Genomic DNA, 26,378 nt, shown 5'->3' with positions numbered 1-26,378 from the left:
TCGATGAGCCTTTCTGTGATGTGGCCCAAGTTCTCGCGCCTTGCGCTGCTGGGCTTGGTGGCGGTGGCCGTGCAACTGGCCGGATGCGGCTCAACGCCTGTTGAGGAATCGCCCGACACCACCGCGGAACGATTGTACAAAGAGGCCCGCGAAGACATGGCTGCGGGCAGCTACGAGCGCGCCATCAAGACACTCGAGCGCGTGGAGAGCCTGGCCGCCGGCTCCCTGCTGGGCCAGCAGGCGCAGCTCGACACCGCCTACATGCACTGGCGCAACGGCGAACGCACCGAAGGCCTGGCTGCGGTGAACCGCTTCATCAAGCTCAACCCCTCGAGCCCCGCCCTCGATTACGCGCTGTACCTTCGCGGCGTGATCAACTTCAACGAGAACCTCGGCCTGCTGGGCAAGATCGCGAACCAGGACCTGTCGGAACGCGACCAGAGCGCAGCCCGCGAGTCCTTCCAGTCGTTCAAGCAACTGGTCGACCAGTTTCCGCAGTCGCGCTACGCCGGTGACGCCAAAGCGCGCATGAACTTCATCATCAACGCGCTGGCCAGCTACGAAGTGCATGTGGCGCGCTACTACTTCCGTCGCGGTGCCTATGTGGCTGCAGCGGCGCGTGCGCAGCAGGCGGTGTCGGAGTTCCAGCGTTCACCGGCGGCCGAAGAAGCGCTGTTCCTGATGATGCAGAGCTACGACAAGCTGGAACTCACGGGCCTGCGCGACGACGCCGAGCGCGTTCTGCGCAAGAACTTCCCCGACAGCGCCTTCCTCAACCAGGGCAAGGCGCTCAGCGCTCGCCCCTGGTGGCGCTTCTGGTGATGGCGCGGCACTGAAGCCGCCGGGCTCCAACGCCCGCGGCGCTCAGTGCGCCCAGGCCAATTCCTGAAGCCAGGCCAGCGCCTGGCTTTCTTCTGTCAGCAGCCCCATGGGCGGCAAGGCTGCAATCAGCCGGCGGCCGTAGCCCATCTGGCGCATGCGCGGGTCGCACAGCACGAGCAGGCCGCGGTCGCTTTCGGTGCGGATGAGGCGGCCGGCCCCCTGCTTCAACGAGACCGCAGCCTCGGCCACGAAGTAGGCCTCGAAGGGGTTCTTGCCGGCCTCGCGCAACTGCTTGACGCGCGCCTCCACCAGCGGGTCGCCCGGCGGCGGGAAAGGCAGCTTGTCGATCAGCACGCACTGCAAGGCATCGCCGGGCATGTCGATGCCTTCCCAGAAGCTCGCCGACCCCACCAGCACGCAGCCGCGGCCGTCACCGTAGCGCTGCAAGAGCGCGCGGCGCGGCTCGCTGCCCTGCACCAGCACCGTGAGCTCTTGCCCCAGCGCGGCGGCCTCGGCCTGCAGCGCCTGCGCCACCTGCGGCAACACCCGCAAGGTGGTGGTGAGCACGAAGGTGCGGCCGCCCAGGGCCGCTGCGCAGCGCGCCGCCAGCGCGCCCACGGCCGCCGGGTGGCCCGGGGCGTTGGGCAGGGGCATCTTCGAGGGCACCCACAAACGCGCATGGGCGGCGTAGTCGAAAGGGCTGCCCACGCGCAGCCGCACGGCGTCTTCCAGGCCCGTGGTGGCAGTGAACCAGCTGAGGTCGTCGTCGTCGCCCAGCGTGGCCGAGGTGAAGACCCAGGCCTTGGGCGACGCGGCGCGCTGCTGCGTCAGCATGTCGCGGATGTCCAGCGGCGACTCCACCAGCCGGGCCTGCTGCGGTGTCAGGTCGATCCAGCGCACCTGCCCGGGCTCGGCTTCCTGCGCGAAGCGGCCCGCCAGCAGCGCCAGCGTGCGCGCGCGCTGCTCGAGCTTCGGGAACTCGGGGCTGGTCTCGGCCACGGCGGCCGCGGCATCCCCCGCGGCGCGGGCCGCCTCGGCCAGGGCCTGCAGCGGCGCCAGCAGTTCGTCGGCCCTCTCTTCCCAGCGCAGCTTCAGCGTGCCGCGCACCTCGCGCAGCGTGCCGCTGGCCACCAGGCGCAGCTCACGCGTGCAGCGCTCCAGCCCGGCCTGCAGTTCGGCCCAGGCTTGCAGCCCGCGTGCGTGCTGCAAGCCTGCAGCCAGCAGGTCGCGCGCGAGTTCGAGCGCCACGCCGGTGCTCAGCGTGGTGCCGAGGAACTGCACGCCGGCTTCCACCAGCTGGTGGGCCTCGTCGAACACCGCGGCATCCACCGTGGGCAGCAGTTCGGCCACACCGCTGTCGCGCAGCGCGAGATCGGCAAAGAAGAGATGGTGGTTCACCACCACCAGATCGGCCGCCATGGCCTCGCGGCGCGCCTGCATCACGTGGCAGGCGCGGTGCTCGGGGCACTCGGTGCCGAGGCAGTTGTCGCGCGTGCTCGTCACCAGCGGAATGACGGGCGAGCGCTCATCCAGGCCTTCGATCTCGGCCAGGTCGCCACTGCGCGTGGCCTGCGCCCAGCTGGCCACGCGGTTCAGGGCTCGCAGCGCGAAGCGGTCGGGCAACTGGCCGCTGGTCTGTGCCTGCTGCAGCCGCCAGCGGCACAGGTAGCTGGCACGGCCCTTCAACAAGGCCAGGCGCAGCGGCGTCTTCAGGGCGTCGGCCAGGCGCGGCAGGTCGCGCAGGAAGAGCTGGTCCTGCAGGCTCTTGGTGGCGGTGCTCACCAGCGCGCGCCGGCCCGACAGCAGCAACGGCACCAGGTAGGCGAAGGTCTTGCCGACGCCCGTGCCGGCCTCGGCCACCAAAGTGCCGCGGTGCTGCAAGGCCAGCGCGATGTGCGCGGCCAGTTCGTCTTGCTGGGGGCGGGGGATGAATCCTGGATCGGCCTGGGCCAGCGGCCCGTCGGCCGAGAAGGCCCGCGCCACGGCCTCGGCCAGGCCGTCTTGGGGCTCGTTCACGCGGGCTCGGGCGGACTGAGCTGAAGTTCCAGCCGCGCGATCTGGTCTCGCAGCAGCAGGCGTCGCTTCTTCAGGCGGCGCAGCGCCAGGTCGTCGCCGGGTTTGTCGAGCACGTTGCGGTCGATGAGGTCGTCCAGGTCGGCGTGTTCCATGCGCAGCTCGATGAGGCGGCGCTGCGGGGAGTGCAGGTTCTCGTCCATGGCTGCAGGGCGCGGGGCTGAGCCGAGTTTATATTCGTGACATGGCCCTCCCCACCGCAGCGTTCAGATTCAGTGCCGCCACCGGCTTGCACCGCGGTGACCGCGCCTACCAGCAGGACCAGGTGGAAATCATCGCCCACCCCAAGGTGACCGGCGCCGTGCTGGCCCTGGTGGCCGATGGCATGGGCGGCAAGAGCGGCGGGCGCAAGGCCGCCGACCAGGTGCTGATGACGGGCCGGCAGATCTTCGAACGCTTCTCGCCCACGCAAGACGACGCTGCCGAGATGCTGCGCCAGGTGGTCCTGGAGTCGCACCTGATGATCAAGCTGACGGCCATCACCTCCGAAGAAGAGCCGCACAGCACGGTGGCCGCCTTCTGCATCTCGCCCACGCTGGAGTGCGACGTGGTGCATGCAGGCGATTCCCGCGTGTATCACTTCCGCGGCGCAGAGATGATGCGCCGCACGGTCGACCATTCCTTCGTGCAACGCCTCGTCGACGAGGGCAAGATCAGCGAAGAGGCCGCCAACACGCACCCGCAGAGCAACCTGCTCACGGGCTGCCTGGGCACGCACTCCGATCCGCCCGTGGCGCTGTGGCATATCGAGCGCCTGGAATTCGGCGACACCATGCTGGCCTGCAGTGACGGCCTGTGGCACTACTTCACCCCGAAGGAGATCGGTGCCATCCTGCACGCCCTGCCTCCGCGCGAGGCCAGCGAGATGCTGATCAGCAAGGCACGCCAGCGCGCCCGGGGCGGCGGCGACAACCTTTCTCTGGCGCTGGCGCGCGTCGACCCGCTGCGCTGACGCGCAAAGGCCGGCGGACGCGTGCCCGCCGGGCCTGCCGGAGCGGCGCCAACCCACCCGATCTCAACGCGAGGCTGCCGGCACCGGCAGCGGGGCCGCCACGCGGCCCCTGCGTTCACGTTCGGCCTGGCGCTGCTGGATGCGGGCCTGCGTGGCCTCGGCCTGCGCCCGGCGCTCACGCGCGGCCTCGGCGCGCTGCTGCGCGGTGGCGGCAGCCGCAGAGGCGGCCCGGGCCTTGTCGGCCTGGCGTTCTGCCGCGGTGGGCCCGGGCGGCCGGGGTGGCGGCGGCGGCTGGCGCGGCGCAGAAGCCGGCGCGGCCGCGGCCAGCGCGGCCGACGCGGCTGGGGCGACGCGCTGCGCCGCCTCGCGCTGCTTGGCCTGCACCGCGGCACGGCGTGCAGCCGCGCGTTCACGCCGCTCCAGGTCGTCCAAGGCCAGGCCTTCGGCGCGCGGCGCGCTCAAGGCCTGCCGGCGCCGCTCACGCGCTTCGTCGGCACAGGCGGTGACGGCAAAACGCTCGGCGCAGGCGGCCATGTCGGCCGCAAACCGGGCCTCGATGCGTTCACGCTCGGCCTGCAGGCGCGCACGCACCTGTTCACGCGGGGCCGAAGCGGCCTCCGCCGGGGCGGCCGTTGCGGCGCCTTGCAACACACAGAGCAGGCACAGCGTCAGGCGCCTCATGTCAGCGAAGTGTCCACTTCGCGGCGCGCCAGCGCCAGGAACTCGGCACTCTGCATCTCGTGCAGCCGCGAGACGGTGCGCGGAAACTCGTGCGCCAGCGGGCCCTCGGTGTACAGCTGCTCGGGCGGCACGGCACAACTCATCACCAGCTTGACGCGGCGGTCGTAGAGCACATCCACCAGCCAGGTGAAGCGGCGCGCCTCGCTGGCCAGGCGCGGCGGCATCAGCGGCACGTTGCTCAGCAGCACGGTGTGGAAGCGCGAGGCGATTTCCAGGTAATCGTTCTGCGAGCGGGGCCCGCCGCACAGTGTGCGGAAATCGAACCACACCACGCCGCCAGCACGGCGCACGGCGCGGATCTCGCGGTGCTCGATGCTCATCACCGGCGCTTCGTCGCGTGCCTCTGCGAGCTGTTCGAAGGCACGCTCCATCGCGGCTTCGGCCTCGGGCCCCAGCGGGCAGTGCAGCATGTCGATGCGCGCCAGCGTCTGCTGCCTGTAATCGGTGCCGGCATCGACGTTCACCACTTCCAGCTGCTGCTTCAGCAGTTCGATGGCGGGCAGGATGCGGTCGCGGTGCAGGCCGTTGGGGTAGAGACCGTCGGGGTGGAAGTTCGAGGTCGCGATGATGCTCACGCGGTTGGCGAACAGGGCCGCGAGCAGGCGATGCAGGATCATCGCGTCGGTGACGTCGGCCACGAAGAACTCGTCGAAGCAGATGAGCCTGAATCGCCGCGCGATGCGCGCTCCCAACTCGTCCAGCGGGTCGGCCATTCCCTTGAGCTCCTGCAGTTCGCGGTGCACCTCGCGCATGAACTCGTGGAAGTGCAGCCGCGTCTTGCGCTGCAGGGGCACGGCCTGGAAGAAGCAGTCCATCAGGAAGCTCTTGCCGCGGCCGACACCACCATACATGTAGACGCCGCGCGGGATGGGCGGGCGACGCAGCAGCTTGGTCAGCGCGTTGCCGCGGCGGGCCTTGTAGTCGGCCCATTCGGCTTCACAGCGCGCCAGGGCCTCGATGGCGCGCAATTGCGCTGCATCGGCCTGGTAGCCGCGTTCAGCCAGGGCCTGCCGGTACAGGCGTTCAACGTCACTCATGGGGTTTCCTGGCCTGGCGGCAACCCGCCGGGCCTGCCGTCCAACGCGTCCATCACGCGGTTGCGACCTGCCGCTTTGGCCGCGTAGAGCAGCAGGTCCGCGCGTGCCACCGCTTCCTCGAACGGCTCGCCTTCGCGCACGGCCACCACGCCAGCACTCAAGGTGACAGCCAGCCCCGGCGCGATGCGTGTCCAGTCATGACGCTCCACCGCACGCCGCACCCGATCGAAGACCGCGCGGGCTGCCGCGGCATCGGGGCCTGTCAGCAGCACGGCAAACTCCTCGCCGCCGTAGCGGGCGATCTGATCGCCGCCGCGCAGTTCCTGCCCCATCAGCCTGGCCACCACGCGCAGCACGGTGTCGCCGGCGATGTGCGAATGCTGGTCGTTGACGCGCTTGAAGTGGTCGATGTCGAGCAGGCCCAGCACGCAGCGCCCATCCGCCTGCCCGATCAGATCGGCCCAGATCGGCTCCAGGCCGCGCCGGTTCAGCAGACCCGTGAGGGGGTCGGTGGCGGCCAGTTGCGAGACGTGGGCCATGCTGGCGCGCAGCGTCGCGTTGGATCGACGCAGGTCTTCGTTCTCCACGCGCAGCATCTGCTGGTCCAGGCGCACGCTGAGCGCAGCGGCGCGCGACTCCAGCGCCGACATCACCAGGAAGTGCCTGCGGTCCTGGCTGCGGCGCAGCAGCGCCAGCGCTTCCTGCGGCTGGCCGAGGAGGTCCTTGATCAGCGAGAGGCGGCGCAGGTCCATCCAGCGCCGGGGTGCGTCGGGCACCGGGTTGCGCGCCTCGGCGCGCCGGCCACAGTCCCGCGCCCCGGCCTCGTCACCCAGGCGCCGCCTGAGCAGGCCGAGTTCGATCCAGGCCGAACATGCCAGGGGTGCCGGCAGTTCATCGGCGCGCTGGCTCAAGGCCTCGAAGGCCGCCAGCGCATCGGCCAATCGCTGCTCGCACAGGGCCAGCGGCGCCACCACGCGCAGCAGACGAGCTTCTGCCAGCGGGGAAGCGACCTGCGGCACTTCGGTCCGCAAGGTGTCGAGATGCGGCAGAAGTTCGGCCAACAGGCGCTGCGTGCCCTCGGGGTCAGGCTCCAGCCCCTGCTCGCAGGCCACGGCACCGATGATCAGGAAGTTGGTGCGCGCCATGCAGCGGCGCGCCACGTCGTCGCTGCCTTCGGCGTAGGCGAGCGCGTGCCGCGCGCAGGACACCGCCAGCACGGTGAGCCCGAGGTCGCTGTAGACGGCGGTGAGGCCGCTGTAGACCTGCTCCAGCACATCGGCATCGGCCAGATTCGGCACCAGGGCCAGGGCCTCCTCCACCGCTTGCTGCGCCAGCGCACCACGGTCCTCGCGCGCCTGTTCGCGGGCGATCTCCACCCAGCTCGCACAAGCCAGGTCGGGGCGCTGTGCGCGCGTGGAGGCCTGCAGGGCTTCGTGCGCCCAGCGCAGCGCCTCCACACTTTCGCGCTGGTTGCCGCAAGCGCGGCCCAGGAGCAGCGCCGCGTCGGCCGCCACGGGCCAGTCGCCCCGGTCGCGAGCAGCGTGGAAAACAGGCGCGGCCAGGGCCCTGGCAGGCCCGAACCGCGCCGCGGCCACCTCGTGCCTCGCCTGCCGCAAGGCAGGCGGCAGCGGGCTGTCGGCAGCGCCGTCGGGCATGGTTCAGAAGTTCAGCGTGCGCTTGTCGACGGCCAGCGCCGCTTCCTTCGTGGCTTCGCTCAAGCTCGGGTGCGCGTGGCAGATGCGCGCGATGTCCTCGGCACTGGCCTTGAACTCCATCGCGACCACGGCCTCGCTGATCAGCTCGCTGGCCATGGGGCCGACGATGTGCACGCCCAGGATCTCGTCGGTGGCGGCATCGGCCAGGAACTTGACCATGCCGGTGGTGTCACCCAGCGCGCGAGCTCGGCCGTTCGCCAGGAAGGGGAATGTGCCGGCCTTGTAGGCGCGGCCCGCGGCCTTGAGCTGCTGCTCGGTCTGGCCCACCCAGGCGATTTCCGGGCTGGTGTAGATCACCCACGGGATGGTGTTGAAGTTCACGTGGCCATGCTGGCCGGCGATGCGCTCGGCCACCGCCACGCCTTCTTCCTCGGCCTTGTGCGCGAGCATGGGGCCGCGCACCACGTCACCCACGGCCCACACGCCGGGCAGGTTGGTGCGGCATTCGTCGTCCACCACGATGGCGCCGCGCTCGTCGAGCTTCAGGCCCACGGCTTCGGCGTTCAGGCCGATGGTGTTGGGCACGCGACCGATGCTGACGATGAGCTTGTCCACCGCCAGCGTCTGCGCCTCGCCCTTGGCGTTGGTGTAGGCCACGCTCACGCCCTTCTTGGCACCCTTGCCGGTGACGGCGATCTCGCCGACCTTCACACCCAGCTCGATCTTCAGGCCCTGCTTGGTGAACGCCTTGTGCGCTTCTTTCGCGATCTGCTCGTCCACCGCGCCCAGGAAGGTGGGCAGGCCTTCGAGCACCGTCACTTCGGCGCCCAGGCGGCGCCAGACGCTGCCCATCTCCAGGCCGATGACGCCCGAGCCGATGACACCCAGCTTGGCCGGCACCTCGCCGATGCGCAGCGCGCCGTCGTTGCTGAGCACGAACTCTTCGTCGAAAGGCGTGCCGGGCAGCGCGCGGGCGTTGGAGCCCGTGGCCAGCACCACCTGCTTGCCGAGCAGCACCTCGTCGTTGACGGCGATCTCGTAGCCGCCTTCGGTGGCCTTCACGAAGCTGCCGCGGCCGTGGAAGAACGCGATCTTGTTCTTCTTGAAGAGGTAGAGGATGCCGTCGTTGTTCTGCTTCACGACGCCGTCCTTGCGGGCCAGCATCTTCTTGACGTCGATGCTCAGGTCCTTCAGGCCGATGCCGTGGTCGGCGAAGGCGTGGCCGGCGTGCTCATAGTGCTCGCTGCTCTGCAGCAGCGCCTTGCTGGGGATGCAGCCGACGTTGGTGCAGGTGCCGCCCGGAGCCGGGCCGCCCTTGCCGTTTTTCCACTCGTCGATGCAGGCCACGTTGAAGCCCAGCTGCGCGGCACGGATGGCGGCGATGTAGCCGCCAGGACCGCCACCGATGACGATGACGTCGAAGTTCTTGGTGCTCATCGTCGTGGCTTCAGATGTCGAACAGCAGGCGGGCCGGGTCTTCCAGCGCGTCCTTCATGGCCACCAGCGCCAGCACGGCTTCGCGGCCGTCGATGATGCGGTGGTCGTAGCTCATCGCCAGGTAGTTCATCGGGCGCACCACGACCTGGCCGTTCTCGACGACTGCGCGGTCTTTCGTGGCGTGCACGCCCAGGATGGCGCTCTGCGGCGGGTTGATGATCGGCGTGCTCAGCATGCTGCCGAAGGTGCCGCCGTTGCTGATGCTGAAGGTGCCGCCAGTCAGCTCTTCGATGCCGAGCTTGCCGTCCTTGGCCTTCTGCCCGAACTCGGCGATCTTCTTCTCGATGTCGGCAAAGCTCATCTGGTCGGCGTTGCGCAGCACCGGCACCACCAGGCCGCGCGGGCTGCCCACGGCGATGCCGATGTCGAAGTAGCCGTGGTAGACGATGTCGTTGCCGTCGACGCTGGCGTTGACGATGGGGTACTTCTTCAGCGCCGCCACGGCCGCCTTCACGAAGAAGCTCATGAAGCCCAGCTTGCAGCCGTGCTCCTTCTCGAACTTCTCCTGGAACTTCTTGCGCATCTCCATCACCGGCGCCATGTTCACTTCGTTGAACGTGGTCAGGATGGCGTTGGTGCTCTGGCTCTGCACCAGGCGCTCGGCGATGCGGGCGCGCAGGCGGCTCATCGGCACGCGCTGCTCAGGGCGCTCGCCCAGGCTGTTGCCGATGGGCGCGGCCACCTGCTGCAGCGGCGCGGCGGTGGGGGCAGCAGCCTTCGGCGCGGCCACCGGGGCTGCCGCGGGCGCCGGTGCGGCCAGCGCACCGAGCACATCGCCCTTGGTCACGCGGCCGTCCTTGCCGGTGCCGGCCACGGAGCCAGCGGCCAGGCTGTTGTCGGCCATCAGCTTGGCGGCGGCGGGCATGGCCACGCCGGCCTTGCTGGCGGAAGCCGGCGCAGCAGCGGCAGCAGCCACGGGCGCGGCCGCCGGTGCTGCAGGCGCAGCAGCCGGGGCGGCCGCGCCGGCCTTGGCGGCGGTGTCGATGCGGGCGATCAGCTGCTCGGCCGTGACGGTGGCGCCATCGGCCTGCACGATCTCGGCCAGCACGCCGGCGGCGGGCGCCGGCACTTCCAGCACCACCTTGTCGGTTTCCACCTCGATGAGGATCTCGTCCATGGCGACGGCGTCGCCCGGCTTCTTCTTCCACTGCAGCAGCGTGGCCTCGGCCACCGATTCAGAGAGCTGCGGAACCTTCACTTCAACAATTGACATGGTCTATCTCGGATGTTTGTTCTGGGCGGGCGACAGCACGGCTCACTTGGTGAGCACGAAGCCCTTGAGCTTGCCGAAGGCCTGATCGAGCAGCGCCTTCTGCTGCTCTTGGTGGAGGTGGCTGTAACCCACGGCCGGCGAGGCGCTGGCCGGGCGGCCGGCGTAACCCAGCTTCTGCCCGTCGAGCATGTTCTCGTGCACGTAGTGCTGCACGAAGAACCAGGCGCCCTGGTTCTGCGGCTCGTCCTGGCACCAGACGATCTCGGTGGCGTTCGGGAAGCGCTTCATCTCGGCCGCGAAGGCCTTGTGCGGGAACGGGTAGAGCTGCTCCACGCGCACGATGGCCACGTCCCAGGCCTTCTTCTCGTCACGCTTCTTGATCAGGTCGTAGGCGACCTTGCCCGAGCAGCAGATCACGCGCTTGACCTTGTCGCCTTCCACCTCGGCGCGGGCCGGGCCGATGACGGTCTTGAACTCACCCTTGGTGAACTCGGTCAGCGGGCTGGTGGCGTCCTTGTTGCGCAGCAGGCTCTTGGGCGTGAAGATGATCAGCGGCTTGCGGAACTGCCGCACCATCTGCCGGCGCAGCAGGTGGAAGATCTGGCTGGCCGAGGTGGGCTGCACGATCTGCATGTTGTTGTCAGCCGCCAGCTGCATGAAGCGCTCCAGCCGGGCGCTGCTGTGCTCTGGGCCCTGGCCCTCGTAGCCGTGCGGCAGCATCAGCGTCAGGCCGTTGACGCGGCCCCACTTCACCTCGCCGCTGGCGATGAACTGGTCGATCACCACCTGCGCGCCGTTGGCGAAGTCGCCGAACTGCGCTTCCCAGATCGTCAGCGTGTTGGGCTCGGCGGCGGCGTAGCCGTACTCGAAGCCCAGCACGGCTTCTTCCGAGAGCAGCGAGTCGATGACGACGAAGGGCGCCTGGCCTTCGGCCACGTTCTGCAGCGGCACGTAGGTGCCGGTGTCCCACTTCTCGCGGTTCTGGTCGTGCAGCACCGCGTGGCGGTGCACGAAGGTACCCCGCCCGCAGTCTTCACCGCTCAGGCGCACGGCGTAGCCGCTGGCCACCAGCGAGGCATAGGCCAGCGTCTCGCCCATGCCCCAGTCGACGTTGATCTCGCCGCGGCCCATCGCTGCGCGGTCGGCGATGACCTTCTCCACCAGCGGGTGCACCTTGAAAGTGCTGGGGATGGTGGTCAGGCGCTCGCTCAGGCGCTTGATCTCGGCCAGCGGCAGCGCGGTGTCAGCCGCGTCTGTCCACTTCTTGCCGAGGAAGGGCGCCCAGTCGACCGCGTACTTGCTCTTGAAGTTGGTCAGCACCGGGTCCACGGTGTGGCGGCCTTCGTCCATGGCGGCGCGGTAGGCCTTGACCATACCGTCGGGGCTGTTGGCGCCTTCGGCCTGCAGCACGCCCTGGGCCACGAGCTTGTCGCCGTAGAGCTTGCGCGTGCCCGGGTGCTGGGCGATCTTCTTGTACATCAGCGGCTGGGTGAGCGAGGGCGTGTCCTGCTCGTTGTGGCCCAGCTTGCGGAAGCAGATGATGTCGACCACCACGTCCTTCTTGAACTGCTGGCGGTAGTCCATGGCCAGCTGCGTGCACCACACCACGGCCTCGGGGTCGTCGGCGTTCACGTGCAGCACGGGGGCTTCGATCATCTTCACCACGTCGCTGCAGTACAGCGTGCTGCGGCTGTCTCGCGGGTCGCTGGTGGTGAAGCCGATCTGGTTGTTGATCACCAGGTGAACCGTGCCGCCGGTGTAGTAGCCACGCGTCTGTGCCAGCGCCAGCGTCTCCATCACCACGCCCTGGCCTGCGAAGGCGGCGTCGCCGTGCACCAGCACGGGCAGCACCTGGTTGCCTTCCTTGTCGCCGCGGCGTTCCATGCGCGCCTTCACGCTGCCCTCGACCACCGGGTTCACGATCTCCAGGTGGCTGGGGTTGAAGGCCAGGCTCAGGTGCACCGGGCCCCCGGGGGTGGTGACATCGCTGCTGAAGCCCTGGTGGTACTTCACGTCGCCGGCGGGCAGGTCTTCCTTGGCCGTGTGGTCGAACTCGGCGAAGAGGTCGGCCGGCATCTTGCCCAAGGTGTTGACGAGCACGTTCAGGCGGCCGCGGTGGGCCATGCCGATGACGATCTCCTGCACGCCGTTGGTGCCGGCGCGCTGCACCACCTCGTCCATGCTGGCGATGAAGCTCTCGCCACCTTCCAGGCTGAAGCGCTTCTGGCCGACGTACTTGGTGTGCAGGTAGCGCTCCAGGCCTTCGGCGGCGGTCAGGCGGTCGAGGATGTGCTTCTTCTCATCGGCGCTGAAGTTGGGCGTGCTGCGGCGCGACTCCAGGCGCTCCTGCCACCAGCGCTTCTCGGCCGGGTCGGTGCAGTGCATGAACTCGGCGCCGATGGTGCGGCAGTAGGTCTCACGCAGGGCCTGCACGATCTCGCGCAGGCTCATGTTCTCGGCCTTGGTGAAGTAGGTGTTGGCAGCCGAGAAGGTGATGTCCATGTCCGACTCGGTGAGGTCGTAGAACGACGGCTCGAGTTCGGGGATCTTGGGGCGCTCGGTGCGCTTCAAGGGGTCGAGATCGGCCCAGCGGCTGCCCAGGAAGCGGTAGGCGGCAATCAGCGACTGCACGTGCACCTGCTTGCGGGCGACGGCCAGGTCGGCTTCGCTGGCCTTCAGCGCGAAGGCGTTGGCCTTGGCGCGCTGCGCGAACGACTCGACGACGGGGGCGTGGGCGACATCGCGCGCGGTGCTGCCATCGGTGGCCGGCACGTGCTGCAGGTTGTCGAAGTACGTGCGCCAGTTCTCGGGCACGCTGCCGGGGTTGTCGAGGTAGGCCTCGTACAACTCTTCCACGTAAGGGGCGTTGCCCCCGAACAGGTACGAGTTGGACCTGTATTGCTGCATCATCTTTCGCTCACCTTTCGCCCTGGTTTCCAAGGCTCCGATGGGTTGATCAACCTTCCGCGACGCCGGCTGCACCGGGCAAGCGGACTAGCGACCCGCCTTGTCCGCACATGACATGCCGACAAGGGGACGGGAAGGACCGTTTGTTCAGACCGTCACTCTAACACCCCGACTTGCGCACCTTCCGCGTGCAATTGGACGCCTGCGACCCCTTTGTTTTGCTGACAGCCGCGGTGGCGCCTGCCCGACACTGCCCTGGCCATGCGCCCCCGCACCATCCTGCTGCGCGCCGATGCGCCCGCCAAGCCCTCCACCGGCCAGCCCTGCAACGGCTGTGGCCTGTGCTGTGCTGCCGAACCCTGCCCGCTGGGCATGTGGGTCAGCCGGCGGACCCGCGGCCGCTGCGCGGCACTGCGCTGGCAGTCTGAGGCCGGTCAGTACCGGTGCGGTGTCCTGACCGATCCCGCGCGCCACCTGCCCTGGCTGCCGGCGCGATGGGCGCAGGCCCTGGTGCGCCGCTGGATCGCCGCACAGCAGGGCTGCGATGCCGAACTGCAAACCACCTGAACCCACCGCCATCTGACAGGAGCCCGCGATGCGCCATGCCTCCAAAGCCAAGAGCCCGGGTTGGGCTGCCATCGCCGGCCTGTGCGGCGCCCTGGCCAGCCTGCCCGGCCATGCCGCACGCCCCCTGGTGACCGACGACCCGGGCGTGCTGGAGCGCGGCGATTGCGAAGCGGAGGCCGTGCTCGGCCGCGACCGCGCCCCAGGCACCGAAGCCGTGCGGGCGCAATCGCTGCAGATCGGTTGCGGCCTGGGGCTGCAAAGCCAGATCGCGCTGGCCACCTCGCAAGAGCGCGCCGGACCCGAGCGCACACGCGGCCTGGCCCTTGTGGGCAAGACGGCGCTCACCGCCGCCGACGCCCCGGTGCCGCTCGCCCTGGGCTGGGGCCTGGCCTGGCAACGCAGCCCGGGCACCGGCTGGCGTCATGCCGAGACCAGCGTGGCTCTGCTCGCCGGCATGGAACTCGCACCCGGCCGCCAACTGGTGGTGAACCTCGCCCACGTGCGTGATGCCGCCGCGCGGCAAGGCAGCACCGGCTGGGGCGTGGGGCTGGAACAGGCTGCAGGCGCAGACTGGGCCGTGGCCGGAGAGCTTTACGGGGATGACCGCGAGGCGCCCTGGTGGAACCTGGGGCTGCGCTGGAGCGCGGTGCCGGAGCGCGTGACGCTCGACATCGCCTTTGGGCGCCAGATCGCCGGCGGGCGGCCCCAACGCCTCAGCGTGGGTGCGAAGCTCAGCTTCTGAAACCGTTCCGCGCGCAGGCAGGGCGCGCGTTTCCGTAGCATAGGCGGTTCAGTTCCCATCCTTCGAGGACACCGCCGATGAAACTCCACGCCCTGGTGGCCGCCGCCGCAGTCACGCTGGCCCTGGCCCTGCCCGCCCATGCGCAGACCGTGCGCTGGGCCGCGCAGAACGACATCCTGACCATGGACCCGCACTCGCAGAACCATGCCACCACCAACACGGTGCTTGCGCATGCCTACGAGGGGCTCACGCGCTACAGCGCCACCTACGAGATCGAGCCCTCGCTGGCCACCAAGTGGACCTTCATCAGCCCGACGCAGGTGCGCTTCGAACTGCGCAAGGGCGTGAAGTTCCACGACGGCTCGCCCTTCACCGCCGACGACGTGGTCTTCAGCTTCGGCCGCATCAAGCAGCCGCAGGGCACGATGGGCATCTACGTCACCGGCATCAACGAGGTGAAGAAGATCGACAGCCACACCGTCGATCTGATCTTGGCCGCGCCCTCGCCCATCCTGCTGCGCAACCTGGCCTACTTCTTCATCATGAGCAAGGGCTGGGCCGAGAAGAACAAGAGCGCCAACGTCCAGGACTACAAGGCCAAGGAAGAGAACTTCGCCTCGCGCAACGTCAACGGCACCGGCGCCTTCCGCGTGACGGGCTGGCAGCCCGAGCAGCGTGTGACCATGACGGCCAACCCGGCTTGGTGGGACAAGACCGGTGGCAACGTCAAGGAAGTGATCTACACGCCCATCAAGAGCGACCCCACGCGTGTGGCGGCCCTGCTCTCGGGCGATGTCGACCTGCTCACCGACATCCCCACGCAGGACGTGGCCCGCCTGCGCAGCGAGAAGAAGCTCAAGGTCATGGAAGGCCCGGAAGTCCGCACCATCTTTCTGGTGATGGACGTGGGCAGCCCCGAGTTGAAGTACAGCAGCGTCAAGGGCAAGAACCCCTTCGCCGACAAGCGTGTGCGCCAGGCGCTGAACATGAGCATCGACCGGACGGCCATCCAGCGCAACATCATGCGCGGCCTGTCGGTGCCGGCGGGCATCCTCGTGGCACCGGGCGTCAACGGCCACACGGCCGATCTCGACACGCCGCCCAAGGTCGACACCGAGGCCGCAAAGAAGCTGCTCGCCGAGGCCGGCTACCCGAATGGCTTCGAGGTGCGCTTCAGTTGCCCGAACAACCGCTACGTCAACGACGAAGAGGTCTGCCAGGCCATCGTGGCGATGTGGGCCCGCATCGGCGTGAAGGCGCAGCTGGCGGCGGAGAACTTCGCCACCTACAGCCAGAAGTTCCAGAACTTCGACACCTCGCTGTACATGCTGGGCTGGGGCGTGGCCACGTACGACGCGCAGTACGCCATCCAGTCGCTCATCCGCACGCGCACCAGCGGCGCCGACGGCAACTTCAACTTCGGCCGCATCAGCGACCCCGTGGTCGACAAGCTGAACGACGAGATGAAGGCCGAGCCCGACGTCACCAAGCGCAACGTGATGATTCGCCAGGCACTGCTGCGCATCAAGGACGAAGCGCTGGTGATCCCGCTGCACCACCAGGTGCGGCCGTGGGCGATGAAGACCAACGTGACCACGCTGCACCGTTCCAACGACAACCCGCACATGCGCTTCACCACGGTGAAGTGAGCCGGCGGCGGGCAGCGGCCCGCCAGCGGCCCTCAAGACAAAGGCGGCCCGCAGGCCGCCTTTTTTTCATGCACGGGCTGAGTGGCGGGTCAGGCCGCCATGCGGTCAAGCACCACGCGGCCACTCTGCATCAAGAGCCGGATGCCCTGCTCCGGCGCGCCCAGCGGCGCAAGGTCTTGCGTGGGGTCGCCCTCCACAACCAGCAGGTCGGCCCAGGCGCCGGGCACCAACTGGCCGATCTGGCCTTCCTGGCGCATCAACCGCGCGGCGGTGATGGTGGCGCTCTGCAGCACCTCCACCGGGCTCATCGCGGCGGCACGCAGCGCGAACTCGCCGTTCTGGCGGCCGTGCATGTGGCCCAGCAGGTCGGTGCCGAAGACCACGGGCACGCCCTCGGCGCGGGCCAGCTGCACGGCCAAGGCGCCCTGGGACTGCACCACGACCAGCTTCTCCAGCATCGCGCTCGACCAGCCCAGGCGCTGCCCTTCTTCGGCCAGCGCCGCGTAGGTGGACAGCGTCGGCACGAGGTAGGTGCCGTGCGTCTTCATCAGGCGCAGCGTGGCCTCGTCCACGAGATTGCCGTGTTCGATGCTGCGCACACCCGCCTGCACCGCGCGCTGCACGGCACGCGGCGAGTAGGCGTGGGCCAGCGCGTACAGGTTCGCGGCCTCGGCTTCTTCCACCGCCGCGCGCAGCTCTTCCATCGAGAACTGCGTGCCGTCGATGGGGTCGCTGGGGCTGCTGATGCCGCCGCCGGCCATGATCTTGATGTGGTTGGCGCCCTGGCGCACCTGCTCGCGCACGGCGCGCCGCACCTCGCCCACGCCGTCGGCGATGGCACCCATCAGGCCCATGCCGGCGCAACTGCAGAAGTAGCCCTCACCACGCACACCGCGCGGGCGCATGTCGGCATGGCCGCCGGTCTGGCTGATGGGCTGGCCGGCGATGAAGAGACGCGGGCCTTCGTAGAGGCCGCGGCGCACGGCCTCCTGCAGGCCGTGGTCGGCACCGGCCGCGTCACGTACGGTGGTGAATCCGCGGTGCAGCATCTCCCGCAGGATGTGCGCCGACATCGCGCCCACCAGCGAAGGCGGCTGCAGCGACAGGCCCGCCAGGTCGTGCGAGGCCGCCACCACGTGCACGTGCGCGTCGATCAGGCCCGGCAGCACCACGCGGCCCTGCACGTCGATGACCTCGGCGTCGTCGACGGCGATGGGCTCCTGCGTGGCTGCGACCACCCGTTCACCCTCGATGACCAGCGTGCTGTGCGGCCGCAGCACGCCGGCGGCGCTGTCGAAGAGGCGCGCGTTGCGCAGCGCGGTGCGGCGCATCAGGACACTCAGCCCGCCACGCCCAAGCGCTGACCCAAGCGTTCGCGTGCCGCCTGCAGCTCGCGCTTCAGGCGCGCCACCAGCTCGCCGGCCGGCAGCACTTCCTTGACCGCGCCGATGCCCTGGCCACAGCCCCAGATGTCCTTCCAGGCCTTCTTGGCGCTGTCGCCACCGCCGAAGTTCATCGCGCTCGGGTCGCTCTCGGGCAGGTTGTCGGGGTCCATGCCCGCGGCGCGGATGCTGGGCTTGAGGTAGTTGCCGTGCACGCCGGTGAAGAGGTTGCTGTAGACGATGTCGTCGCTGTTGCTCTCGACGATGCACTGCTTGTAGGCCTCGGCCGCACGCGCCTCGTGCGTGGCGATGAAGGCGCTGCCGATGTAGGCGAAGTCGGCGCCCATCGCCAGCGAGGCCAGCACGGCATCACCGGTGGCGATGCTGCCGCTGAGCGCCAGCGGGCCGTCGAACCATTCGCGGATTTCCTGCACCAGCGCAAACGGACTTTTCACGCCCGCATGGCCGCCAGCGCCTGCGGCCACGGCGATCAGGCCGTCGGCGCCCTTCTCGATGGCCTTCTTGGCGAAGAAGTTGTTGATGATGTCGTGCAGCACGATGCCGCCCCAGCTGTGCACGGCGTCGTTCACATCGGTGCGCGCGCCCAGGCTGGTGATGATGATGGGCACCTTGTACTTCGCGCAGACCTGCATGTCGTGCTCGAGCCGGTCGTTGCTCTTGTGCACGATCTGGTTGATGGCGAAGGGCGCGCTCTTCTGCTCGGGGTGGTCACGGTCCCAGGCGGCCAGGGTTTCGGTGATCTCGGCCAGCCACTCGTCCAGCTGCGAGGCCGGGCGCGCGTTCAGCGCGGGCATGCTGCCCACGATGCCGGCCTTGCACTGCTCGATCACGAGCTTGGGGTTGCTGATGATGAACAGCGGCGAGCCGATGATGGGCAGCGGCACGCGCTGCAGGGCGGGGGGAAGCTTGCTCATCAGAAGGACTCCAGGGCCAGGGCGGTGACGGCGTCGGCGCCTTCGACAATGCTGTCGCGCTCGGCCGGCACCTTGTTGAGGATGTGGTCGCCATAGAAGCGCGCGGTGGCGATCTTGGCTTGCAGGAAGGCGGTGTCGGTGTCGGCCTGTGGGCTGGCCAGCTCGTCTTCGGCGGCCATCAGCGCACGCGCCATCTGCCAGCCGGCGATGGTGGTGCCGGCCATCATCAGGTAGGGCACGCTGCCGGCGAAAACGGCATTGGGCGAGGCCTTGGTCTGGCCGGCGACGAAGGCCACGACGTCTTCGAAAGCGCGGCGCGCCGCGCCCAGGCGCTTGGCCATGGCCTGGCAGGCGGCACTCGGGCGGGCCTTCAACGCGCCTTCCGTGGCCTCGATCTGGCCGGCGATGGCGCGTGCCACCGCGCCGCCGTCGCGCGCCGTCTTGCGGCCCACCAGGTCGTTGGCCTGGATGGCCGTGGTGCCCTCGTAGATGGCCAGGATCTTGGCGTCGCGCAGGTACTGCGCCGCGCCGGTTTCCTCGATGAAACCCATGCCGCCGTGCACCTGCACGCCCAGGCTGGCCACCTGCAATGACATCTCGGTGGACAGGCCCTTGATCAGCGGCACCAGGAATTCGTAGAAGGCCTGGTTCTGCTGGCGCGCCTCGGCGTCGGGGTGCGCATGCGCGGCGTCGAAAGCTGCAGCGCCCACGAGTGCCATGGCGCGGCAGCCCTCCGTGTGGGCACGCATCGTCATCAGCATGCGGCGCACGTCGGGGTGGTGGAGGATGGCGCCGGCCTTGGGCAGGCTGCCATCCACGGGGCGGCTTTGCACGCGGTCGCGCGCGTAGCCCACGGCCTTCTGGTAGGCGCGTTCGGCCAGCGCGATGCCCTGCACGCCCACGCCGTAACGCGCCGCGTTCATCATGATGAACATGTACTCGAGGCCGCGGTTTTCCTGGCCGACGAGGAAGCCGGTCGCACCGCCGTGGTCGCCGTACTGCAGGACGGCCGTGGGGCTGGCCTTGATGCCGAGCTTGTGCTCGATGCTCACGCAGTGCACGTCGTTGCGCGCGCCCAGGCTGCCGTCGGCATTCACGAGGAACTTCGGGCAGATGAAGAGGCTGATGCCCTTCACGCCCTCGGGCGCGCCCACCACGCGCGCCAGCACGAGATGGACGATGTTCTCGGCCATGTCGTGCTCACCGTAGGTGATGTAGATCTTGGTGCCGAAGATCTTGTAGCTGCCGTCGGGCTGCGGCTCGGCGCGCGTGCGCACGGCCGAGAGGTCCGAGCCGGCCTGCGGCTCGGTGAGGTTCATCGACCCCGTCCAGCTGCCGTCGATCATCTTCGGGATGTAGGTGGCCTGCTGCTCGGGCGTGCCGGCGGTCAGCAGCGCCTCGATGGCGCCGTCGGTCAGCAGCGGGCACAGCGCGAAGCTCATGTTGGCGCTGTTGACCATCTCGCTGCACGCGGCGTGGATCAACTTGGGCAGGCCCTGGCCGCCGAAATCGGCCGGGTGCTGCAAGCCCTGCCAGCCGCCCTCGGCGAACTGGCGGAAGGCTTCCTTGAAGCCGGGCGTGGTGGTGACCTGGCCGTCCTTGAAGAACGACGGGTTGCGGTCGCCCTCCCAGTTCAGCGGCGCGACCACGCCTTCGTTGAACTTGGCGCACTCTTCCAGCACCGCGGCAGCGGTGTCCAGGCCGGCGTCTTCATAGCCGGGCAGGCTGGCCACGTGGTCGATGCCGGCGAGCGCCTTCATGACGAACAGCATGTCCTTGACGGGGGCTCGGTAGCTCATGGTGTGTCTCCGGATGCAAAAAAGGGCGCCGAAAAAAAGGCGCCACGAAGGCGCCCTGTTTCAGCCCTGGGTTCAGAGCTTCTCGATCAGCTCGGGCACGGCCGAGAAGAGATCGGCCTCGAGGCCGTAGTCGGCCACGCTGAAGATCGGGGCCTCGGCGTCCTTGTTGATGGCGACGATGACCTTGCTGTCCTTCATGCCGGCCAGGTGCTGGATGGCCCCGCTGATGCCCACCGCCACGTAGAGCTGCGGCGCGACGATCTTGCCGGTCTGGCCCACCTGCCAGTCGTTGGGCGCGTAACCGGCATCCACCGCAGCGCGGCTGGCGCCGAGGGCTGCGCCCAGCTTGTCCGCCAGCGGCGTGAGCACCTCGTTGAACTTCTCGCTGCTGCCCAGGGCGCGGCCACCGCTGACGATGATCTTCGCGGCGGTGAGTTCGGGGCGGTCGCTCTTGGCGATTTCGCTGCCGATGTAGGTGGAGGTGCCGCCTTCAGCCACGGCAGCCAGGCTTTCCACAGCGGCGCTGCCCCCAGTGGCGGCTGCGGGGTCGAAAGCCGTGGTGCGCACGGTGATCACCTTGATGGCGTCAGCGCTCTGCACGGTGGCGATGGCGTTACCGGCGTAGATCGGGCGCTCGAAGGTGTCGGCGCTGACGACCTTGGTGGCGTCGCTGATCTGGCCCACGTCCAGCAGCGCGGCCACGCGCGGCGCCACGTTCTTGCCGGCGGCGGTGGCCGGGAAGAGGATGTGGCTGTAACCCTTCGCGATGGCCAGCACCTGCGCAGCATTGCTCTCGGCCAGCGCGTGGTCCAGGCCGGCGGCGTCGGCGTGCAGCACCTTGGCCACGCCGGCCACCTGCGCGGCGGCGGCGGCAGCAGCGCCGGCGTTGTGGCCGGCGACGAGCACATGCACGTCGCCACCGCAGGCCAGCGCCGCGGTGATGGTGTTCAGGGTCGCGCCCTTCAGAGACGCGTTGTCGTGTTCAGCAAAGACGAGGACGCTCATGCTCAGACCACCTTGGCTTCGTTCTTCAGCTTGGCCACCAGCGTGGCCACATCGGGCACCTTGATGCCGGCGCCGCGCTTGGGCGGCTCGGACACCTTCAGCGTCTGGATGCGCGGCGCCACGTCCACGCCCAGGTCGGCCGGCTTCACCACGTCCAGCGGCTTCTTCTTGGCCTTCATGATGTTGGGCAGCGTGACGTAGCGCGGCTCGTTCAGGCGCAGGTCGGTCGTCACGATGGCGGGCAGCTTCAGCTTCAGCGTCTCGAGGCCGCCATCGACCTCGCGCGTGACCGTCGCCACGCCGTCGACCACTTCCACCTTCGAGGCGTAGGTGCCCTGCGGCAGGCCGGCCAGCGCGGCGAGCATCTGCCCGGTCTGGTTGCAGTCGTCGTCGATGGCCTGCTTGCCCAGGATCACCAGGCCCGGCTGCTCCTTGTCGACCAGCGCCTTCAGCAGCTTGGCCACAGCCAGCGGCTGCAGTTCGGCATCGGTTTCCACCAGGATGGCGCGGTCGGCGCCGATCGCCATCGCCGTGCGCAGCGTTTCCTGGCACTGCGTGACGCCGCAGGAGACGGCCACGATCTCGGTGACCACGCCCTTCTCCTTCAGGCGCACAGCCTCTTCGACGGCGATCTCGTCGAAGGGGTTCATGCTCATCTTGACGTTGGCGATGTCCACGCCTGTGCCGTCGCTCTTGACGCGCACCTTGACGTTGTAGTCGACCACCCGCTTCACGGGCACCAGCACCTTCATGAATGACGCTCCTGCGCTCAGTTGACGTTTACGTTAATCAGTCCATTCTAGGCGGCGCACCTCGCCTGTGCGCCCTTCGGAACGAAAAAATAGTACGGTCGTTCTATTTTGTGGCGTAGCTGCCCCGACGCGGGCTGCGGGCGCGACAAACCGCTGGAAGCAGAGGGGCTGGGAGAGGGGGAAGGAGCCGGGGCGAAGGCCACGCGGAACCGTGGTGCCCGGGACGGGACTCGAACCCGTACACCCTGTGAGGAGTGGCGGATTTTAAGTCCGCTGCGTCTACCGATTTCGCCACCCGGGCTGGCGCGCGATTATGTGGGCGCCCTGGAAAGGCGAAGGGCTCCGCGTCAGGAGCCCAGTTGCCGAAGAAGATCTGGAGGCGCGATCCGGAGTCGAACCGGACTAGACGGATTTGCAATCCGTTGCATAACCGCTTTGCTATCGCGCCAGGGTCTTGCGGCTGGCTTTGCGCCAGCATGTGCTGGCATTCTCGGCCAAAAAGAAGGGAAGCCGAAGCTTCCCTGTCTTTGAAATTTGGAGCGGGATAAGAGGCTCGAACTCTCGACCTATACCTTGGCAAGGTATCGCTCTACCAACTGAGCTAATCCCGCATGTCTTTCAAACCACTCGCTGCTTCATGACCAGTGCCACCTGATCGCTGCGAGTCTCGTATTCTATGCCGAGAAGTGGCCCCAGCGCAAGCGCCGGAGCCACCGGTCGCATCAGTGCGGCAGAGCCTCGGTGGGGCCCACGGGCGGCACCACCTCGGCCTTGGGTGCGGCCTCCTTGGCGACGATTTCCTCGTCGGGCAAGGCTTCGGGCACCCGCTCCAGCGCGATCTGCAGCACCTGGTCGATCCAGCGCACCGGCACGATCTCCAGGTTGTTCTTCGCGTTCTCGGGGATGTCCTGCAGATCCTTGACGTTCTCTTCGGGGATCAGCACGGTCTTCACACCGCCGCGGTGGGCCGCGAGCAGCTTTTCCTTCAGGCCACCGATGGCCGTGACTTCGCCGCGCAGCGTGATCTCGCCCGTCATCGCCACATCCGCGCGCACCGGGATGCCGCTGAGCGCCGAGACCAGCGCCGTGGTCATCGCCGCGCCAGCGCTGGGGCCGTCTTTCGGCGTGGCGCCGTCGGGCACGTGGATGTGGATGTCGCGCTTCTCGAAGACCTCGTCCTTCAGGCCCAGGCGGCGGGCGCGTGAGCGCACCACGGTGCGCGCGGCTTCCACGCTTTCCTTCATCACGTCGCCCAGCGAACCGGTGCGGATGATGTTGCCCTTGCCCGGCATCACCGTGGCCTCGATGGTGAGCAGGTCGCCGCCCACTTCCGTCCACGCCAGGCCGACCACCTGGCCCACCTGGTTGGACTTCTCGGCACGGCCGAAGTCGTACTTGCGCACGCCCAGGAAGTCGTTGAGGTTGTCTTCGGTGACGACGACCTTGCCCTCGTACTTCTTCAGCGTGATGCCCTTGACGACCTTGCGGCAGATCTTGCCCACCTCGCGTTCCAGCGAGCGCACGCCGGCTTCACGCGTGTAGTAGCGCAGCACCGCGCGCAACGCGCTTTCGGTGATCTCCATCTCGCCGTCCTTCAGGCCATTGTTCTTGGCCTGCTTGGGCAGCAGATAACGCTGGGCGATGTTGAGCTTCTCGTCCTCGGTGTAGCCGGCCAGGCGAATCACTTCCATCCGGTCCAGCAGCGCCGGCGGGATGTTCATGCTGTTGCTGGTGGCCACGAACATCACGTCGCTCAGGTCGAAGTCGACCTCGACGTAATGGTCGCTGAAGGTGTGGTTCTGCTCCGGGTCCAGCACTTCCAGCAGCGCGCTGCTGGGGTCGCCACGGAAGTCCATGCCGAGCTTGTCGATCTCGTCCAGCAAGAAGAGCGGGTTGCGCACGCCCACCTTGCTCAAGCTCTGCAGCACCTTGCCCGGCATGCTGCCGATGTAGGTGCGGCGGTGGCCGCGGATCTCGGCCTCGTCACGCATGCCGCCCAGGGCCATGCGCACGAACTTGCGGCCGGTGGCGCGTGCCACGCTCTGACCGAGCGAGGTCTTGCCCACGCCCGGGGGGCCCACCAGGCACAGGATGGGCGCCTTGACCTTGTCCACACGCTGCTGCACCGCGAGGTACTCGAGGATGCGGTCCTTGACCTTTTCAAGGCCGAAGTGGTCTTCGTTCAGCACGTCCTCGGCGTTGGCCAGGTCGTGCTTGATCTTGGTCTTCTTCTGCCAGGGCAGGTTGACCAGGGTGTCGATGAAGTTGCGCACCACGGTGGCTTCCGCCGACATGGGCGACATCAGCTTGAGCTTCTTCAGCTCGCTCTCGGCCTTCTTGAGCGCTTCCTTGCTCATGCGCGCGGCCTTGATCTTCTTCTCGAGTTCCTCGAGATCGGCACCTTCCTCGCCGTCGCCCAGTTCCTTCTGGATGGCCTTGACCTGCTCGTTCAGGTAGTACTCGCGCTGGCTCTTCTCCATCTGGCGCTTGACGCGGCCGCGGATGCGCTTTTCCACCTGCAGGATGTCGACCTCGTGCTCCAGCAGTTCGAGCAGCTTTTCCAGGCGCTTGGCGGTGCTGAAGAGGTCGAGCACGGCCTGCTTGGCTTCCAGCTTCAGCGGCAGGTGCGCGGCGATGGTGTCGGCCAGGCGACCCGGGTCGTCGATCCCGGCGATGCTGGTCAGGATCTCGGGCGGGATCTTCTTGTTGAGCTTGACGTACTGGTCGAACTGCTGCGTCACTGCGCGGCGCAGGGCTTCGATCTCGGGCGTGGCATCGCCCTCGGGCTGGATGGGGACGACCTCGCCGACGAAGTAGTCGTTGTCATCGGTAATGCGGCGCGTATTGGCACGCTGCACGCCTTCGACCAGCACCTTCACGGTGCCGTCGGGCAGCTTCAGCATCTGCAGGATGCTGCTGACGCAACCGACATCGAACATGTCGTCGGCCTTGGGCTCGTCTTTGCCTGCGGCCTTCTGGGCCACGAGCATGATCTGACGGCCCTGCTCCATCGCGGCTTCCAGCGCCTTGATGCTCTTGGGGCGGCCCACGAACAGCGGGATGACCATGTGCGGGAACACCACCACGTCGCGCAGCGGCAGCAGCGGCAGCGTGATCGGATCAGGCGGGAGGATGGGATGTCCGGACATAAGGAGAACCTCTCTTTCTCAAGGCCACGTGGGGCCCGAGAGCAGGAATGCAAGACAGGCGCTCACGGCCGGCGGCAGGCCGGCCCGGTGCTGCCTCAGGCGCTGGCCTTCTGCTCGCGGTACACGAGCAGGGGCTTGGCGCCCTCTTCGACGATGTGGTCGTCGATCACCACCTTGGCCACGCCGTCAAGTGTGGGCAGGTCGAACATGGTGTCGATCAGCGAATGCTCCAGGATGGAGCGCAGGCCACGGGCGCCGGTCTTGCGCGCCAGGGCCTTCTTGGCGATGGCTGTCAGTGCCGAGGGGCGCACCTCCAGTTCCACGCCGTCCATGGCGAACAGCTTCTGGTACTGCTTGACCAGCGCGTTCTTGGGTTCGGTGAGGATCTGCACCATCGCCTCGATGGTCAGTTCTCCCAAGGTGGCCACCACGGGAAGCCGCCCCACCAGTTCAGGAATCAGTCCGAACTTGATCAGGTCTTCCGGCTCGGCATTGCGGAACAGATCGGCCGCACGCTTCTCGGTCTTGCTGTGCACGCTGGCAGCGAAGCCGATGCCGCTCTTCTCGGTGCGGTTCTGGATGACCTTTTCCAGGCCATCGAAAGCGCCACCGCAGATGAACAGGATGTTCGTCGTGTCGATCTGCAGGAAGTCTTGGTTGGGGTGCTTGCGCCCGCCCTGGGGCGGCACGCTGGCCATGGTGCCTTCCACCAGCTTCAGCAGCGCCTGCTGCACGCCCTCGCCCGAGACGTCGCGCGTGATGCTGGGGTTGTCGGCCTTGCGGCTGATCTTGTCGATCTCGTCGATGTAGACGATGCCGCGCTGCGCACGCTCGACGTCGTAATTGCAGTTCTGCAGCAGCTTCTGGATGATGTTCTCGACGTCTTCACCCACATAACCAGCTTCGGTGAGCGTGGTGGCATCGGCGATCACGAAGGGCACGTTCAGCAGCCGCGCCAGCGTCTGCGCCAGCAGCGTCTTGCCGCTGCCGGTGGGGCCGATCAGCAGGATGTTGCTCTTGGTGAGTTCGACCTCATCCTTGGAGGCGTTGGCCCCCATGTGCTTCAGGCGCTTGTAGTGGTTATAGACGGCGACGCTGAGCGTGCGCTTGGCCACGTCTTGCCCGATGACGTATTGATCGAGGCTGGCCTTGATCTCGCTGGGCACCGGCAGATCGCTCTTGGCAGCCTTGGCGCCGGGCGCTTCGGCAGGCACCTCGTCACGGATGATGTCGTTGCAGAGCTCGATGCACTCGTCGCAGATGAACACCGAAGGTCCGGCGATGAGCTTCTTGACCTCGTGCTGGCTCTTACCGCAGAAACTGCAGTAGAGAACCTTTTCGCCAGAGGCGCCCTTCTTGTCGGCCATGGGTGATCTTGGGTACGGGTTGAGCGCGGGATGCACTGCATCATAGACGAAGTGCCATCCCGCGAAGGGGGTGGAAAAGGGGGCTGGAAACCGGGCTGCACCCGCCCGCACCGACCGACAGAAATGATCAGGCC

General features: G+C 68.1%; 20 protein-coding genes and 3 tRNA genes. 5 read left to right on the top strand and 18 right to left on the bottom strand.

The features are described from left to right. Window positions 1-3 precede the first annotated feature (3 nt). Window positions 4-822 carry an outer membrane protein assembly factor BamD gene (locus EOE66_RS15165; RefSeq protein WP_375137481.1) on the top strand — a complete coding sequence of 273 codons (819 nt, stop codon included), beginning with the start codon at window positions 4-6 and terminating at the stop codon, window positions 820-822. A gap of 42 nt (window positions 823-864) precedes the next feature. On the opposite strand, the gene yoaA is transcribed toward EOE66_RS15165, so the two are convergent. Both yoaA and EOE66_RS15155 read right to left on the bottom strand, forming a co-directional pair. Further along, on the bottom strand, window positions 865-2,838 hold the full coding sequence (gene yoaA, locus EOE66_RS15160) for a DNA repair helicase YoaA (RefSeq protein ID WP_245479052.1): 1,974 nt from the start codon (window positions 2,836-2,838) through the stop codon (window positions 865-867). Beyond that, entirely contained in the window at window positions 2,835-3,038 is a 204-nt protein-coding gene (locus EOE66_RS15155) for a YdcH family protein (RefSeq protein ID WP_128229548.1), read from the bottom strand. The genes yoaA and EOE66_RS15155 overlap by 4 nt, the downstream gene beginning before the upstream one ends. Before the next feature lie 41 nt (window positions 3,039-3,079). On the opposite strand from EOE66_RS15155, the gene EOE66_RS15150 reads away from it, so the two are divergent. Then, window positions 3,080-3,847, top strand: coding sequence for a PP2C family protein-serine/threonine phosphatase (locus EOE66_RS15150; RefSeq protein ID WP_128229547.1), 768 nt, complete (start codon window positions 3,080-3,082; stop codon window positions 3,845-3,847). A 63-nt stretch (window positions 3,848-3,910) separates the two neighbouring features. Here EOE66_RS15150 and EOE66_RS15145 read toward each other — a convergent pair whose 3' ends face one another. From EOE66_RS15145 to EOE66_RS15120, 6 genes are read right to left on the bottom strand one after another with little or no spacing between them, the layout of a single operon-like run. Further along, complete coding sequence (locus tag EOE66_RS15145) at window positions 3,911-4,528, bottom strand: hypothetical protein (RefSeq protein ID WP_128229546.1); 618 nt, start codon at window positions 4,526-4,528, stop codon at window positions 3,911-3,913. Then, window positions 4,525-5,625 carry a cell division protein ZapE gene (gene zapE / locus EOE66_RS15140; protein ID WP_128229545.1) on the bottom strand — a complete coding sequence of 367 codons (1,101 nt, stop codon included), beginning with the start codon at window positions 5,623-5,625 and terminating at the stop codon, window positions 4,525-4,527. The genes EOE66_RS15145 and zapE overlap by 4 nt, the downstream gene beginning before the upstream one ends. Further along, on the bottom strand, window positions 5,622-7,280 hold the full coding sequence (locus EOE66_RS15135; protein WP_128229544.1) for a GGDEF domain-containing protein: 1,659 nt from the start codon (window positions 7,278-7,280) through the stop codon (window positions 5,622-5,624). Before EOE66_RS15135 ends, zapE begins: the two co-directional genes overlap by 4 nt. Window positions 7,281-7,283: 3 nt before the next feature. Next, window positions 7,284-8,717, bottom strand: coding sequence for a dihydrolipoyl dehydrogenase (gene lpdA / locus EOE66_RS15130; protein WP_128229543.1), 1,434 nt, complete (start codon window positions 8,715-8,717; stop codon window positions 7,284-7,286). Between the two features lie 10 nt (window positions 8,718-8,727). Beyond that, window positions 8,728-9,990 carry a 2-oxoglutarate dehydrogenase complex dihydrolipoyllysine-residue succinyltransferase gene (gene odhB, locus EOE66_RS15125; protein ID WP_128229542.1) on the bottom strand — a complete coding sequence of 421 codons (1,263 nt, stop codon included), beginning with the start codon at window positions 9,988-9,990 and terminating at the stop codon, window positions 8,728-8,730. Between the two features lie 42 nt (window positions 9,991-10,032). Continuing rightward, window positions 10,033-12,900, bottom strand: a complete 2,868-nt coding sequence (locus EOE66_RS15120) for a 2-oxoglutarate dehydrogenase E1 component (RefSeq protein ID WP_128229541.1) — start codon at window positions 12,898-12,900, stop codon at window positions 10,033-10,035. Between the two features lie 258 nt (window positions 12,901-13,158). On the opposite strand from EOE66_RS15120, the gene EOE66_RS15115 reads away from it, so the two are divergent. The 3 genes from EOE66_RS15115 (at window position 13,159) to EOE66_RS15105 (ending at window position 15,855) form a co-directional block, all read left to right on the top strand. After that, window positions 13,159-13,464 (top strand): hypothetical protein, encoded by a 306-nt coding sequence (locus EOE66_RS15115; protein ID WP_128229540.1) that lies wholly within the window; start codon window positions 13,159-13,161, stop codon window positions 13,462-13,464. Between the two features lie 28 nt (window positions 13,465-13,492). Further along, on the top strand, window positions 13,493-14,206 hold the full coding sequence (locus EOE66_RS15110; RefSeq protein WP_128229539.1) for a PA4824 family protein: 714 nt from the start codon (window positions 13,493-13,495) through the stop codon (window positions 14,204-14,206). Window positions 14,207-14,283: 77 nt separating this feature from the next. Continuing rightward, entirely contained in the window at window positions 14,284-15,855 is a 1,572-nt protein-coding gene (locus tag EOE66_RS15105) for an ABC transporter substrate-binding protein (protein WP_128229538.1), read from the top strand. An 89-nt stretch (window positions 15,856-15,944) separates the two neighbouring features. Here the strand turns inward: EOE66_RS15105 and EOE66_RS15100 are convergent, their stop codons facing one another. From EOE66_RS15100 to clpX, 10 genes are all read right to left on the bottom strand, one after another. Further along, window positions 15,945-17,186 (bottom strand): metal-dependent hydrolase family protein, encoded by a 1,242-nt coding sequence (locus EOE66_RS15100; RefSeq protein ID WP_128229537.1) that lies wholly within the window; start codon window positions 17,184-17,186, stop codon window positions 15,945-15,947. 8 nt (window positions 17,187-17,194) lie between these two features. Next, complete coding sequence (locus EOE66_RS15095) at window positions 17,195-18,172, bottom strand: NAD(P)H-dependent flavin oxidoreductase (protein ID WP_128229536.1); 978 nt, start codon at window positions 18,170-18,172, stop codon at window positions 17,195-17,197. Next, window positions 18,172-19,971, bottom strand: a complete 1,800-nt coding sequence (locus tag EOE66_RS15090; protein WP_128229535.1) for an acyl-CoA dehydrogenase — start codon at window positions 19,969-19,971, stop codon at window positions 18,172-18,174. Before EOE66_RS15090 ends, EOE66_RS15095 begins: the two co-directional genes overlap by 1 nt. Before the next feature lie 72 nt (window positions 19,972-20,043). After that, the gene (locus EOE66_RS15085; RefSeq protein ID WP_128229534.1) at window positions 20,044-20,976 is read right to left on the bottom strand and encodes an electron transfer flavoprotein subunit alpha/FixB family protein; all 933 of its coding nucleotides are present in this window, start codon (window positions 20,974-20,976) and stop codon (window positions 20,044-20,046) included. Between the two features lie 2 nt (window positions 20,977-20,978). Further along, the gene (locus tag EOE66_RS15080) at window positions 20,979-21,728 is read right to left on the bottom strand and encodes an electron transfer flavoprotein subunit beta/FixA family protein (RefSeq protein WP_128229533.1); all 750 of its coding nucleotides are present in this window, start codon (window positions 21,726-21,728) and stop codon (window positions 20,979-20,981) included. Between the two features lie 212 nt (window positions 21,729-21,940). Then, window positions 21,941-22,029 (bottom strand) — tRNA-Leu (locus tag EOE66_RS15075). A gap of 73 nt (window positions 22,030-22,102) precedes the next feature. After that, a tRNA-Cys gene (locus EOE66_RS15070) sits at window positions 22,103-22,176 on the bottom strand. 87 nt (window positions 22,177-22,263) lie between these two features. Further along, window positions 22,264-22,339: transfer RNA gene (locus EOE66_RS15065), tRNA-Gly, on the bottom strand. A 111-nt stretch (window positions 22,340-22,450) separates the two neighbouring features. Continuing rightward, complete coding sequence (gene lon / locus EOE66_RS15060) at window positions 22,451-24,877, bottom strand: endopeptidase La (protein WP_128229532.1); 2,427 nt, start codon at window positions 24,875-24,877, stop codon at window positions 22,451-22,453. A gap of 95 nt (window positions 24,878-24,972) precedes the next feature. After that, window positions 24,973-26,244, bottom strand: a complete 1,272-nt coding sequence (clpX, locus tag EOE66_RS15055) for an ATP-dependent Clp protease ATP-binding subunit ClpX (protein WP_128229531.1) — start codon at window positions 26,242-26,244, stop codon at window positions 24,973-24,975. Between the last annotated feature and the right edge of the window lie 134 nt (window positions 26,245-26,378).

The organism is Rubrivivax rivuli (assembly GCF_004016505.1).
Classification (GTDB): domain Bacteria; phylum Pseudomonadota; class Gammaproteobacteria; order Burkholderiales; family Burkholderiaceae_C; genus Rubrivivax; species Rubrivivax rivuli.
The sequence above is the reverse complement of the archived record's forward strand: the minus strand, read 5'-3'. Positions and strand labels throughout refer to the sequence as shown.